This window comes from Niabella sp., from assembly GCF_030150205.1.
Taxonomy (GTDB): Bacteria; Bacteroidota; Bacteroidia; order Chitinophagales; family Chitinophagaceae; genus Niabella.
The window spans coordinates 160,295-174,055 of sequence record NZ_JASLGT010000030.1 but is presented as its reverse complement, the minus strand read 5'-3'; the positions used below and the strand labels follow the sequence as shown (position 1 = coordinate 174,055).

General features: G+C 48.9%; 11 protein-coding genes. 3 read left to right on the top strand and 8 right to left on the bottom strand.

Annotation, left to right across the window (positions count from 1 at the left end; all coding sequences use genetic code 11):
• Window positions 1–463: 463 nt before the first annotated feature.
• From Q1V85_RS22760 to Q1V85_RS22740, 5 genes are all read right to left on the bottom strand, one after another.
• Window positions 464–1,192, bottom strand: coding sequence for a FecR domain-containing protein (locus tag Q1V85_RS22760; protein WP_300603697.1), 729 nt, complete (start codon window positions 1,190–1,192; stop codon window positions 464–466).
• Window positions 1,193–1,274: 82 nt separating this feature from the next.
• A complete protein-coding gene (locus tag Q1V85_RS22755) occupies window positions 1,275–1,505 on the bottom strand; it encodes a hypothetical protein (protein ID WP_300603694.1) in 231 nt (76 codons plus the stop codon).
• 212 nt (window positions 1,506–1,717) lie between these two features.
• Window positions 1,718–1,876: a hypothetical protein gene (locus tag Q1V85_RS22750; RefSeq protein WP_300603691.1), complete on the bottom strand. Its 159-nt coding sequence runs from the start codon at window positions 1,874–1,876 to the stop codon at window positions 1,718–1,720.
• Window positions 1,877–2,739: 863 nt separating this feature from the next.
• Entirely contained in the window at window positions 2,740–4,188 is a 1,449-nt protein-coding gene (locus Q1V85_RS22745) for an alpha-L-fucosidase (protein WP_300603689.1), read from the bottom strand.
• A 214-nt stretch (window positions 4,189–4,402) separates the two neighbouring features.
• Window positions 4,403–4,579, bottom strand: a complete 177-nt coding sequence (locus Q1V85_RS22740) for a hypothetical protein (protein ID WP_300603687.1) — start codon at window positions 4,577–4,579, stop codon at window positions 4,403–4,405.
• A 384-nt stretch (window positions 4,580–4,963) separates the two neighbouring features.
• Between Q1V85_RS22740 and Q1V85_RS22735 the strand changes: the two genes are divergently transcribed.
• The gene (locus tag Q1V85_RS22735) at window positions 4,964–6,982 is read left to right on the top strand and encodes a hypothetical protein (protein ID WP_300603684.1); all 2,019 of its coding nucleotides are present in this window, start codon (window positions 4,964–4,966) and stop codon (window positions 6,980–6,982) included.
• A gap of 1,045 nt (window positions 6,983–8,027) precedes the next feature.
• Here the strand turns inward: Q1V85_RS22735 and Q1V85_RS22730 are convergent.
• A complete protein-coding gene (locus Q1V85_RS22730; RefSeq protein WP_300603682.1) occupies window positions 8,028–8,396 on the bottom strand; it encodes a DUF1304 domain-containing protein in 369 nt (122 codons plus the stop codon).
• Window positions 8,397–8,628: 232 nt separating this feature from the next.
• On the opposite strand from Q1V85_RS22730, the gene Q1V85_RS22725 reads away from it, so the two are divergent.
• On the top strand, window positions 8,629–10,425 hold the full coding sequence (locus tag Q1V85_RS22725; RefSeq protein WP_300603679.1) for an erythromycin esterase family protein: 1,797 nt from the start codon (window positions 8,629–8,631) through the stop codon (window positions 10,423–10,425).
• A gap of 31 nt (window positions 10,426–10,456) precedes the next feature.
• Here the strand turns inward: Q1V85_RS22725 and Q1V85_RS22720 are convergent, their stop codons facing one another.
• Both Q1V85_RS22720 and Q1V85_RS22715 read right to left on the bottom strand, forming a co-directional pair.
• On the bottom strand, window positions 10,457–11,041 hold the full coding sequence (locus tag Q1V85_RS22720; protein WP_300603676.1) for a dihydrofolate reductase family protein: 585 nt from the start codon (window positions 11,039–11,041) through the stop codon (window positions 10,457–10,459).
• Window positions 11,042–11,229: 188 nt separating this feature from the next.
• Window positions 11,230–12,648, bottom strand: a complete 1,419-nt coding sequence (locus tag Q1V85_RS22715; RefSeq protein ID WP_300603673.1) for a PLP-dependent aminotransferase family protein — start codon at window positions 12,646–12,648, stop codon at window positions 11,230–11,232.
• Window positions 12,649–12,740: 92 nt separating this feature from the next.
• Here Q1V85_RS22715 and Q1V85_RS22710 point away from each other — a divergent pair, with 92 nt between their 5' ends.
• A complete protein-coding gene (locus tag Q1V85_RS22710; protein ID WP_300603671.1) occupies window positions 12,741–13,631 on the top strand; it encodes a DMT family transporter in 891 nt (296 codons plus the stop codon).
• Window positions 13,632–13,761 lie beyond the last annotated feature (130 nt).

Genomic DNA, 13,761 nt, shown 5'->3' with positions numbered 1-13,761 from the left:
TGCCGGGGGACTGGGAGGACTTGTGGAATATGGGTGCGCTGCTAATGGTTGTAAGAAATACAACCGTTGCATGCTGGCTCATTGCGCTGTGGCGGCAATGATTTTACAAAAATGCCGCCGGGCATGCCGGGCCATTAGAAAACCCGGTTGTACCACAGCGGACTTGGTTATGGCGGTTCACATTGAGACGGTTAAAAAACGGGCAAAACGTTGTACCCGTACAGATTGCAGTTACAGGGTTGCCATCTTTACCACTTGCAGCCTCGATCATCGTTACAAAAATAGCGGCCGGCATGCTAACGGAACAGCGAATCCGTCTACTTTTACTTGTGTATTTGTATCTGTTTTTGAATCCCTGACCGGAAAAAGATTATTCACCGGTACGCTGCCCTCTTTAGATTACAGGCAACGGCGTTTTTACTGCTGATATAGCTGACTCTATGCTGCAACCTGCAGCCGCCTGTTAGCGAACACACTGTTCCTCCGGGCATGCCTCCACCGCCGCTTCGGAGGTATTGGGAACAGAGATGCTGTCATCAGGTTGCAGGATCATTTTTTTATCCCCGTTGTTTTTCAATTGAATGGCCGCTTGTCCCCGCTGTAAGGTGATGTGCCCGGCGGGTGCCCCTTTATAAGCGCGCAGGTTAAAGGCGGCCGTCCCTGCCTCTATATCAAAGGCCTTTGTATGCACTATAAAGGGATGTTCCGCATCGGCCGCTACATCAAAAAAGGCGGCGCCTTCCAGGGTTACCTCCCGGCTGGCTGTTCCAAAATCACGGCTATAGGACAACCGGCTGCCGGCGCTGAGGCACACGCCGGTACCATCCGGTAATTGCACCTCCGATTCCTGCGCTTTGTTCAGGATGGTCATGTGCTGCATTCCATTTTGAACCGGGTTATTTTTAAATGCAAGCAGCCCTATCGATATTAAGATCAGTACCACGGCCACCGCTGCCACCAGGTTGCTTTGCATACCGGCGTTTTGCCTTTTACCGGTATGGGAGGCGGTCCACCTCATACGGTCCGTTACCGCTTCCGATTGCAGCCCGGGAACTTCCTTTTCAAAAAACGAAGACGTTTCCATAAAAGCGGGAACAGCCTGCACATGTGCCCGATCTTCGAAGTTGCTGCAAAACAAGGGAAGCCCGGCTTCCTCCGGCTGCGGAAGCTTCCCCATTTTATTCTTTACCATTTAATATTCCCAAACGTTTACGATCCATCAATAAAAACCAGCTGTTCAACACCTCATATAGCAGCGCTATGGGCACCTGCGTTCATTTCACAATAGAAATAATGTGATGACGAACCAGGTCCGACACAAATATTGCTATCGAATCCGTACGCAAATAGATCTTTTCAAAAAGGAACTTACGTTTTTGGTATCCCTCCATAAAATCGAAAAGATCTTTAGAACGCTCGGGATCATGTTTACGCATCCACTCAATTAGTTTTTTTTCGGAGCTGAATTTAACTTTCTTCTCCCTGTTGTTAAAAAGTACCGTCATAATAAGAACATAATAGTAGTAAAGGTATACAGGCTGCGATCACCTTTCAATGAAGCAGAAGTCAACCGGTCACTGACCGCCGGCAGTATCTTCCGATCCAATGACCGTACCTGCTGGTTCTGTCCGTTTATAAAAGCAAGAGGGGAAACCATAGCCTAAAAAAACCGGGAGACCCACTCTTGTCCCTCTAGTAAATTTCAAATAGCCGGGGCTTATTGCTCCCAATGCCATCGCGCTTCAATCCTGTTGCCAGTCACTTCATTGATGCCGGCAACAAGGCTGTAGTTATGAAGCACCGGGATCAGCAGAAAACCATTCTGCCTCCGCACCACACACATATACATTTCCGTTTTTTCTGGATTGCGTTTCATAAACTTCCCGGAACAAAAATAAAATCAAGCGCAAAAACAGGCTTATTCAAACATCTCTTTTATTTTCTTATTTGTCTCTTTTTGAAAGCACTACAGCTATATCGAAAGGCCTGCAACAGGCAGCAGCGATGAACCATTGGCTTTCATCACCTGGGGCGGCATCACACAGTTGAATGGTCGCTCAGTCTTCGGGCCGCCTGGCATCACAGGGATGCTTCGGCTGCGCCCGGCGCGACGATAACAGGATTGGTGGACCTGCGAACCGGCCCTGTATCAAATCGGTGGCCTCTACAAACAAGCAAGAAAAAAGAGACAAACGCACAACACGTTTATCGAATCAAGTTTGATATTTGGCCCTCGAAAGAAAACACTTACCGGGCCGTTGCTTTAAAGTGCTGCCACCTGTACCGGAGGAGGGGTTTACCTTCCATCACAGGTGCGCAGGACCAGAACCTATAGTGAATACCAAAATGTAATATAGCTATAACAGGCCCTATGAACGCGATATATGCAATCATAGGTGATCCCTTATAGCACCGAAAGATGCAGTTTTATTTTAGAGGATTAATCAATCCGGCCCTGCTTAATCTTAGGCAGGGTTTTTTATGCCCCAGGTATAGAAGAACAATCCGGGTGACGAAATGGGGTTTATGTCATCCGACAATGGTAATGAAAGCAAATCACGCTACCGTCATGCAGCGTAGCCAATGACAAAATCAGTACGCTCATGCGGGCAGGATTACCGTTACCCCGACCGTAGCAGAGCGGTCTTTACGGAATCATCCAGGCAACGTAAATGGGTTTTATTTATTAGGCTAAATACAGTCCAGGCCGGGGCAAACTTCCGTTGTTTCAAAAAATCCTTACCAGGCGTTTTTAATTTTCAACACCAATAGTTCATCCGGTGCCTCCCTGGGTTTTAGTGCAGAGAGATCGATCCAACAGCCCTGCTCATTATTCCGGATCTTAAAAACCTTATGAATACCACAGATCTCCGTCGTGGCATTTGGAGGCACCCGCAGGTCCCGGATCTGCAGTACCGGTTTATATGCCGGTAATATGCAGTAAAGATCCCTGCCTTTAGTGGTAAAAAAGATTTCAATATGAGCAGTGTCTGTCTTTGGCTTTACCAGTTCTTCAATATTATAATTTGCCCATAAAACCTGTTGCTTTCTTTCCGGCACCTTCCCGCTGCTCCATTGACAGGCGTGCTTAAAAGGACGTGTGTCATAAATCGCTTCTCCGTTTACTGCCAGCCAGGCACCTATATCTGCCAGGCGTTGTTGCATGATCACCGGTATGCGGCCGTCTGCTGTTGGCCCAATGTCTAACAGCAGGTTGCCGCCTCGTGAAACCACGTCGGCCAGCATCAGGATCAGATGCCGGCTGGTTTTATAATCCTCCAGCTGCTCATTCCGGTTGTAACCGTAAGAATGCCCGATGCCCTGGCTTTCTTCCCAGATCACGGTGGCATCCAGGCCGGTTCCGTATTCAGACGACCGGTACGTAGCCGCATATTTTCCGTTGACATTGCTTCCCCAACGGTCATTGATCACTACGTCTTTTGCTACGGGCGATTGGTTGAACAACCAGCCCAGCAGCTCCTCACTTTTCCATGCCGTGTCTTTTAAACTCCAGTCGCCATCAGAAAAAATAAGGGCGGGTTTATACCGGGTTACCAGATCCTTAAACTGCGGAAACAAATGCTCCGTTACATATTGCTTCTTATCACGCAACCAAAGGGGGTTAAACCATTCGTACAAGGAATAATAATAGCCCATCTTCATCCCTGCCTCCCGCACGGCGTTGGTAAGATCGCCCAGCAGGTCGCGTTTGGGAGTGCCCGTTACCGCATTCCATGGACGCCCCCAGGCCCGGTCGGCCTCCACACTGTTCCACAGGCAGTATCCGTCATGATGTTTACTGGTAAGTACTACGTAGCGCGCCCCCGACCGTTTTAATACCCCCGCCCATTGCTGCGGGTCAAATAGCTCGGCGTTGAACATAGACTCAAACTGCGGATATTCAAAACTGCCGCCATAGCGTTTCTGGTGGAAATTTACAAAATCCTTTACGCCTTTATTCAGCCAATACCAGTACCATTCTGAAAAGCTGGCGTCGCCGGTAGTTTTGACGGGCGCATAAGCCGGAACGGCATATACCCCCCAGTGAATAAAAATACCGAACTTATCCTTATGAAACCATTCCGGCATTTTACGGGTATTGAGCGAGGCCCAGTTTGCTTCATACTTTTGAGCAAACGTTCCCTGCAAAAAAAGAATGGTTAACAACAGGCTGCATATTATTTTCATATAGATCCGCTTTTGTATCGTGTAAATCAGACAGAGGCCGTCCCGGGCAAAAAGCAGGTGCAAGGTAACGGATCCTGTTGCATGCGCATTTTATCCCTAATTGAGGAGGCGCGGCAACTATTTTCACAATAACGCGTACTCCAATTTTCATTCCTGCCGGCACCTGCCATTAAATATTCCATCTCCAATGCAACGCAGGCGCCTCTCTTTATCTTTACTCAAAAAGCTGTTTGCAAACGGGGTAAACAACACCGATCACACCAATGATTAACAGGACGATTTGCCAGTTGGCCAGGCCTTCCTTCCCTTTTATTGCATTGCGAACAACCGAACACAAAAGAACCAGCAACGTTGTTGTGCCAACGATAACGAACAGGTTAGTAAATTTCATACCATTTTTATCTTTCACCCCAGATGAGTGCCTGTATACACAACAGCATTCCCCCATTTCATAAATATACGAAGATCATAAAAACGCCGGAATCCATTGCTGCTAACAGCTTTCGCATTTGTCTCTATTATTGGGAATTTGTCTCTTTTTATGGCCTGGGCCGGGGATCCCTGGCATATTGCCCGCTCCGTCGCCGGCAGCTCCATTCTTTATCCTGCCGCTAAACACAAAAAAAGGAAGCCGATGTTCTTTCTGTTTCCTGAACAGCGCCGTCTTCTATCTAAAGAGACAAACACACAACAAATAAGAGACGATGCGGCACCCCTTGCGGGAAAGGCTATGCTAGTTTTGCAAACGGATCTCCTAAAATAAAATGCAATGCACATGTTAAAAACCTTACTGATCTTTACATTTGGCGTATTCAGCACGCTGGCCTTAACGGCACAAAAGTATAAGACCCTTTTATCGGAAGACTTCGGAACGCCGGGCCCTCCCATCAGCACCAACCCTGCAGGGCTTATCAGTCCGGGCACAACAGACTATGCGGTGAAGACCGCAAACCCCGTAAACGACGGACAGTATGCGGTAGCAACCAACCCCGACCTGGTAGATGATTTTGCCACTTCCGGTGTTAACCAGAATGCCTGGCAAAACACCGGCGACCATACCACCGGCTCCGGGTATATGATGATCATAAACGCCAACACCGCAAAAACCGGGGAATTCAGCGGCAGTTATTATGTATACAGCACCAGCCAGCTGAATATACCCGGTGCTACCTACCGGATCAATTTCTGGGCTGCCAATATACTCCATTACGACCTGGCTACCCGGCCCTCCGGTAACGGTTCCGGGAACACTTACAAAGAAGGATATATCGGTATTTCCGTACGCGATAATGCCAATGGAACCGGTACAAAGTACAATGCTACCGTAAATGGCCAGCCCCAGATAACTACCTGGGTCCTGCCCCGCGCTACGGCTAACCGGAACAATCTTTCCTGGCAAAACCTTACCTCGGCATTTACATTACCCGCAAGCGCAGCGCCCGCCCAGCTGGTATTTAACTTTTACAACGCTGATAACACCGGTGTAAACAGTAATGCCGGTAACGACCTTACGATTGACGATCTCCTCATCGAAATGCGGGCGGTTAACTTATCCGGCACCATCTTCAACAACAACAATGCCAACGGTATCCTGGACGGAACCGAAACCGGCGTTAATGGCACCACTACGCCCTTATATGTATACATTACCGATAATACCGGCAAGGTCATTGCCAAAGCCCCGGTAGATGCCAATGGCAACTATGTTTTTGACACGGAAATACCATACGCTGCCGGCGACATCGGGCTGAAAGCCACCCTTTCTACCCAGAACCTGAACATCGGCGATCCGGGTCCTGCCACCGCCTCCACACCGCCCGGCAGCTCCGTTGTAAGTGAAAACGGCGGTGGAAACCCGGCCCTCCAAACCGGAAGTCCGGATGGGATCATTCGCTTTAACAATACGGCTGCCGACATCTCCGGTCTTAACATCGGGCTACAGCAGATCCCGGTAGCCAACCCGGTGTCTTATGTACTCAATTACCAACCGAAGGCCGGCACACCGATCCCGCTGAACGGAGCTGTTGGCGGTTCCAATACCGGTACCAGGCCTACAGCACCCAATGGTACGGATGCAGAAGACGGCAACCTTGGCGGAAGCACGGTTACCAGCACTTTTGTACTTACAGCTGCCCCGGCCAATGGAACCCTGATGTATGATTTTGGCGCAGGACCAGTGGCTATTGTTTCCGGAACGGAGATCCCCAACTTTGATGCGGCTAAACTAAGCGTTATCCCCAACGGCAGCGGCAGTACTTCCGTTAGTTTCCAATACGCCTTTAAAGACAGGGCAGGTGCGCAAAGCATACCCGTATCCTACTCCGTTACCTGGGCCCAGCCACTACCGGTGGTGTTTGGCGCTGTAAATGCCCGCATCCGCAACGGTATCTTACAGGTTAACTGGGAAAGCCTGGAAGAAACCAATAACCATCATTTTGAAATAGAGGCTTCTGCAGACGGACAACATTTTGTAAAGATCGGTGAAGTACTATCTAAAGCCAATAATGGCAATACCAGCGAAAATCAATCCTATGCATTTTCCATTGCAGCAAATGCGATCCCTCTTGGCACTGCCGGGGTATTGGTAACCGGGCTGCTGGGTATGGGATTCAAACGCCGCAAATGGTTTTTATGGATCCCCGCCGCTATAACTGCAGCCGCTGTTCTTTATTCCTGCAGTAAGAACAACAACCCGCAGCTTCATGAAAACGGGAAATTGTTTGTACGGATCGGCCAGGTAGACAAAGACGGCAACAAAATATACTCGAAAATTTTCCAGGCAACAAATGAATAAAAGACAGATATGGCTATATCGGAAAGGTACCCTGTATGGTCTGTTGGGTTTATCACAAAAATACACAAGAATAAAGAGACAAATACACAACGCATTTCCATTTTAAAGATGCATTTTTGTACCTGATTAAAAAATCACTAATATTTCTCAATGGGCGGGCTTATTCCTAAGCCGGCCTTTTTTTTGAAAAAAACAGCATCCATTTTTTGCATTTAACAAATACCGTATGCCAGACACGGCCAATGCTTCGCGTGCTTTATTATTGAAAAGATCTTTCTTATTCTGCCATATGTAACAGATGGCTTCAAACAGGTATCATTGTATTTGATCAACAGGAAGTACCGGAACGTTTTGGTATCAAAGCCTGCAAGTTGATCAACAGCTGCAGCAGCAGGTTCAGACTTGAAATTGAAGGGCCTTCTTTTAGAACGATGGCCGGCATGCCGGACTTGATAAAAAAAACGAGTCCCGGTAAAGAATTACCCCGACTCTTCGTATTGCTTGTAAATGCTTTTCTGTATTTAAACCATGCAACATCATCACCAGCCGGCAGCGGATCCTGCGAGGCATTTGCGATTACAGCCGCCCCTTGTATCCGTTAAAGCCACCTGGGCTCTATTCATACCATACACAACCGCTAAACTATAATAAAAGCTCCGGCATCACTTTCCTATCCGTCTCTTTCGGATGTGTTATTTGTCTCTATTTTTTAATAAGCTACACAGGCTGCAAATACCCGGTCTCTATCCGGATACAGACCCGGGTCAAAATCCTTCTGTGATCCCTTACTACTAATAAGATAGCGGTTGGTAATGCGGTTAATCCGTTTATTGGCAACCGGAATGAACAATAATAATGCGCTCCTTCCGGCAGCGCCGGGGCTCTTTTGTCCTGGATACTTATAAGAAGAGAAAAGTTCGTGTTGGTTTAAACCAGGGCCGTGTACTAAAAATCCAGCTCCATTAAATACTTCAATTTTTCAGTTACCGGTTTTGAATTGTACATGAAAACCAGGCAGGCCGGTTCTGTCAATATTGGCAGGCGATTACCGGGACAGGCATACCAGTATAATGGCAATAAGGGCGGGCAATGCCTGGATAAAAAATATTTTCCGCGAAGCTGTAGCCGCGCCATAAATACCCGCCACGGCCACGCAGGCCAGAAAAAACAACCGGATGTTTAGCATCCAACCAGTATCTGAAATCAGGAATGACCATATCAATCCTGCAGCCAGGAACCCGTTATACAAACCCTGGTTTGCAGCAAGCTTTTTGGTAGGTTTAAATAACGCATCCGGTAAAGACCCGGCAAAGGCCTTTTTACCTGCTGTTTCCCAGGCAAACATTTCCATCCAAAGTATATACAGGTGCTCTAAAGCGACAAATGCGGTCATGATAAAGGCTGCTGTTTTCATAAACGGATGTTTAATTAAAGTTAGGAATAAAGCGCGATAATGGCTGAGCATTGCTTATTTCGCACACGCTATCTTGTTCCGGGGGAAATTGCCAACATATATAATCCAGGCGGCTGCCGGATGTTCGGCCAATAATTAAGCCACCGTTTTTTTTCCTGCAGATCTTTTAACTTTTTTTTGAACCCGGCGCTTGTTAATTTCATAAGCCAACGCAAATTAAAACCGGATAATTATGAGAACCTTATTGCTGCTGATGATCCTTTCCCCTGTCATCGCCGGTGCCCAACACCCGCTTAATTTTGATTTTGAAGCGCTGGACAATCATTCCGGCATGCCTCAGGGAATGCGGGCAAAAGTACCCGAAGGATGCCGCGTTTCAATTGACGCTGTTCATGTGCATTCCGGAAAATACTCCATAAAAATGGAAAAGGATGCGGCCGCCGCTACGAATGCCTTTGCTTCCGTTTCCTTTGTGCTGCCGGCAGAATACTCCGGCAAACAATTAAAGCTTGAAGGGTATATAAAAACAGAAAACATAAGCGATGGTTATGCCGGTCTCTGGATGCGCATTGACGGTACGCCTCAGCTTGGAAACATGTATCATGAAGCGCTTAAAGGCACCCACGACTGGCAACGGTACAGCATTGAGCTGCCATTGGAAAAAGGAGCCACGGCTATCGTAATGGGTGGAATGCTGACGGGGAAAGGGCGTATGTGGCTGGACAACCTGCACGTAACGCTCGACGGGGTGGATATTGCAACGCTCGCCAAAACAATCCCTGCGGCTTATGCGCCTCAGCCAGATCAGCTTACCTGGATCAGGACCAATGCTGTGCCTTTAACCACCGTTTATGCGGGCAATGGTTTTGCCGACCTGCAACCACTGAAACATTTTGTAGGCGATGCCCGCATTGTATCGCTGGGCGAATGTACACATGGCACCAGCGAAATATTCAGCATGAAACACCGGTTGCTGGAGTTTCTTGTTTCAGAAATGAAGTTCAACATTTTTGCAATAGAAGCCAATATGGCGGAAACCAATGGCATGAATGATTATGTACTGCGGGGCACCGGCAATCCCGAGCACCTGCTGGACACCATGTACTTCTGGACCTGGAATACAAAGGAGGTAAAGGATATGATGACCTGGATGCGCGGTTACAACCAGGCGCACCCAAATGCACCTGTTCAGTTCACTGGTTTTGATATGCAGATGGGAAAAGGAGCTGCCGATAACCTGGAGCGTTTTGCAAAGCAATATGCCGGCAGCCTGGTTGCCACTACAACGGCTATCAGTGGCCTTGTTGAAAAACTGGAGAAACGCAACTGGCAGCAACCGGCCGACTCCCTGGCAGCCCTGCTATTAAAAGAACTGGAGCCCGTAAAAAAACATCTTGATGTACATAAACAACCACTGTCTGCCGCCATGGGCACACAAGCATTTGCATGGATCGTACAAAACGCAACACTGCTGAACCAGTTTGCGCTGCTGGCAAAAGCAGGCCGGAAGGGCCCTTCTGTACGAGACCGGTCAATGGCCGCAAATGCAGACTGGCTGCTGGCACAAAACCCTGGCAGCAAGATGGTCATTTGGGCGCATAATGGACATGTAAACCGCCGCAGTTATACAATGGGAGGCTACCTGGAGGAAAATGGACATAAAACCGATATGCGGGTTATTGGGTTTTCTGCAGGAGCAGGCACCTATACAGCAGTTGTAAAGGGCAAAGAAATCGGCAACAGTAATGCATTGATTGCCCCGATACCCCGCAGTTTTGAAAGTTATGGCCGCGCTGCGCAACTGGGTAACTTCTTCCTCGATATCCGCGCTCAGCAACTGCAACATAAAGATGCAGGCTGGCTGCTGAAGAACCTGAATGTACGTTCCATTGGTGCCGTGGCCATGGATTATCCCCAGTTTCAAATGGATGTGCAACCCGATCTTTACGATGCCCTTATTTACCTGGATCAAACAAAAGCAAGCGATTGTTTCCGGATCAACGGCCAGCAAGCGCCCGTTTCAAAATAATAGCGCCCCGGGATAAACGAACGGGAACCTGCTACACCCGGTAGGTTACGGCCATAACGCCACCGGGAAACGCCTTTACCCCCGCCCATTTCAGATAAAGCGGTACTCCTACCCCCGTGAATACCGGCATGCCCGAGCCCAATGCCACGGGATGGATGGCCAGGTGGTACTCATCGATCAGCCCGGTGGCAATAAGGGCCTGCATAAATCCTGCGCCGCCGATTGCCAGGATCGGTTTCCCGGATCCGCTGGCTTTAAGCTGCCGGATCGTTCCGGCAAGATCCCCGTCAAAAACCTGTGCCCCGGTCCAGGAGGCCGCAGCCGCCCGTTCCTCCGGATTTATTGCAGACGCGGGGTTAAATCCTTTGCGGGTAAAGACACCCTTGGGGATCTCGTTCATCGGCGCGGCAAAGGGACCGGTTGCCGTTGGCCAGTAAGGAGCCATTGTTTCAAACGACTTCCGGCCCATGATAATGAGCCCGGCTTCTCGGGTAACGCCTGCACTCCAGGCCTGTGATTCCGGGTCACCGGTTTTGAAAAGCCAGTCCTTCCCGCCATCGGTGCCGCTTACAAAGCCATCGATCGAAACCGACATTTTCATGATTAATTTTCGCATGGTTACATGATTTACCTTACAAAGGTACCGGCCAGCTCCGGAGGCCGCGGTGGACAAAAACGACAATCATAAGGGGCAATTACAACCGCATCCACCCGAAGAAATGCCGGCTGCTGTATACTGTTTTAAAAGATTGGAGGTATCGCCTGCAACGAAAAACCGGGAAAATCCGGCAGGTTCAGCAGCTGTCATATGCACAAGCTCTTCGCCAGCGTTCCCAGCTGTTTCAGCTTCAGCCCCAGGTCATCCGTCCACGGTAACCCGATACAAAGGCGCATACAGTTATGAAACTGATCCTGTAAGGTAAACATTCTGCCGGGTGAAATACTGATGCGCTTTTTTAATGCATAATTATACAATTCGCCGGTATCGATCGCCCGGGGAAATACTACCCACAATGCCAGTCCGCCCTGCGGCCGGCTTATTTTGGTTCCTTCCGGAAAATGCGCCGCTATTGCAAGCGCATAACGCTGATAATTTTCCTGTAAGGTTTTGCGTAAGTGACGCAGGTGGTTTTCATACCTTCCGGTCATGAGGAAGTTTCCTACCGCTTCATTGATAACAGAAGCGGAAGATAAAGAATGGACCAATTTTAATTTTAGTATTTGCTCCTTATACCTGCCCGGTGCCACCCAGCCCACCCGGTAACCCGGGGCAAGGGTCTTAGACACAGAGCCACACCATAACACATTACCATCTGTGTCAAATGACTTACAGCATTTGGGGCGTTCCGTACCAAAATAGAGATCGCCGTAGGTATCGTCTTCGATAAGCGGAATATAATATGTTGCCAATAATGCCGCCACTTCCTTTTTACGGGCATCGGGCATACAATATCCCAGGGGTGTATTAAAATTGGGCACTAAAAGACATACATCTATCTTAGGCAACAATTTTTTCAATGCATCGATCTCTATTCCGGTTACCGGGTGGGTGGCCACTTCCAGCACTTTTAATCCCAAACTCACTGCAAGCTGAAGAATACCGGGATAACAGGGGCTTTCCAGTGCGATGGTATTGCCCGGTTTTGTAAGGGCCATCAGGCAAAGCGCCAGGGCGTTCATACAGCCGTTTGTAGTGATGAGGTCCTGCTCCTTTAAATCGCCCTTCCAGGCCAATGAACGGGCAGCAACCATTCTTCGCAGTTTTACATTCCCCGGTAAGGGCTCATACTCCGTTCCCCCCTCTTTCAGTTCCCTTGTAGCCAGCACCAGCTCTTTTTTCAGCTTGGCCAATGGCAGGAGATTACCGGAGGGCACGCCGATAGAAAAAAGCGTCAGATCCCTGCGCCCCATATTGGAATAAACGCCGTCGATCAGTTCGCCCGGCTCCCTGTTATTGGCAACGGGCAAAGGATGACTGGCTTCCGGCAGCGGCAGTTTCAAATAGGGTAACGGGCTTACAAAATAGCCGGATTGCGGTTTTGATGCTACCAGCGATTGGGCCTCCAGTTCAAGAAAAATCCGTTTAGCCGTATTGATGCTGATCCCATGTTCCTTACTTAATATCCTTACGGAAGGCAAACGCTCACCGGCTTTCAAAACACCCTTCCTGATCTTGTTTGCGATGTTGCCGGCAATTTCGTTGTATATAAATACTTTTTTCACAGCACAAAGCTAACTGTGTCCATCAAAACAACAAAAACTGTGGCTGTGTTTATCCGGCTTCATTACCGAATTTTGCAGCAAAATTAGATCGCATGACCGCATTGAGTACAAGTAAAGTAGCAGCAAACACCACACAAGGCTGGCTGAATGGATTTATTGGTGTGGTATTATTTAGTGGTTCCTTACCTGCAACAAGAGTAGCCGTTGCCGCATTTAACCCGTTATTCCTTACGGCTGCGCGGGCGTCCATTGCGGGCATACTTGCGTTGGTGGTGCTACTGGTCTTTAAAGAAAAACGCCCTAACCGGAAACAGCTCATCCCCTTAGCGATCGTGGCGCTGGGTGTAGTGGCAGGCTTCCCCTTATTAAGTGCACTGGCATTAAGATATGTAACCGCGGCGCATTCCATTGTTTTTATAGGGATCTTGCCGGTGGCAACCGCCATATTTGGTATCATCCGCGGCGGGGAACGTCCACGGCCTGTATTCTGGCTATTTTCCCTTACCGGGAGTTTACTGGTGGTAGGTTATGCGCTTGCACGCGGCGTTTCGGCTTCGCCTGCAGGCGACACGCTGATGATTGGTGCCGTTATCCTTTGCGGACTGGGTTATGCGGAGGGGGCAAAACTAACAAAGATACTTGGCGGCTGGCAGGTGATCTCCTGGGCGCTGGTGCTTGCACTGCCGGTCATGTTGCCCCTTACATGGGTTTATATACCGGCATCCTTTGAAGGCATTGGCACAGCCGCCTGGGTTAGCCTGGCGTATGTATCGCTGTTCAGTATGTTTATCGGCTTTGTTTTCTGGTATAAAGGGCTGGCACAGGGCGGCATTGCTACCGTAGGCCAGCTGCAGTTATTGCAGCCCTTTTTGGGGCTGGCATTAGCCGCTTATTTATTACACGAAAACGTAAGCATGGGCATGGTTGCCGTTACACTTGGAGTGATTCTATGTGTGGCGGGCACAAAGAAATTTGCAAGGTGATGGCCGGCAGCAAGGGACATAAAAAAAGGCCAGGTACCAGCATTATGATTGCACGCAACCGCAAGGAACAAGGGCCGCGCCAGGTTTGCCAGGGCAACTGCCATAATAATTTTCATTGCGATCTTTGCGT

Bases quoted from the DNA above. Each gene is read 5' to 3' on its own strand.
- Q1V85_RS22760 (WP_300603697.1), bottom strand. From the start codon at position 1,192: ATGGTAAAGAATAAAATGGGGAAGCTTCCGCAGCCGGAGGAAGCCGGG.
- Q1V85_RS22755 (WP_300603694.1), bottom strand. From the start codon at position 1,505: ATGACGGTACTTTTTAACAACAGGGAGAAGAAAGTTAAATTCAGCTCC.
- Q1V85_RS22750 (WP_300603691.1), bottom strand. From the start codon at position 1,876: ATGAAACGCAATCCAGAAAAAACGGAAATGTATATGTGTGTGGTGCGG.
- Q1V85_RS22745 (WP_300603689.1), bottom strand. From the start codon at position 4,188: ATGAAAATAATATGCAGCCTGTTGTTAACCATTCTTTTTTTGCAGGGA.
- Q1V85_RS22740 (WP_300603687.1), bottom strand. From the start codon at position 4,579: ATGAAATTTACTAACCTGTTCGTTATCGTTGGCACAACAACGTTGCTG.
- Q1V85_RS22735 (WP_300603684.1), top strand. From the start codon at position 4,964: ATGTTAAAAACCTTACTGATCTTTACATTTGGCGTATTCAGCACGCTG.
- Q1V85_RS22730 (WP_300603682.1), bottom strand. From the start codon at position 8,396: ATGAAAACAGCAGCCTTTATCATGACCGCATTTGTCGCTTTAGAGCAC.
- Q1V85_RS22725 (WP_300603679.1), top strand. From the start codon at position 8,629: ATGAGAACCTTATTGCTGCTGATGATCCTTTCCCCTGTCATCGCCGGT.
- Q1V85_RS22720 (WP_300603676.1), bottom strand. From the start codon at position 11,041: ATGCGAAAATTAATCATGAAAATGTCGGTTTCGATCGATGGCTTTGTA.
- Q1V85_RS22710 (WP_300603671.1), top strand. From the start codon at position 12,741: ATGACCGCATTGAGTACAAGTAAAGTAGCAGCAAACACCACACAAGGC.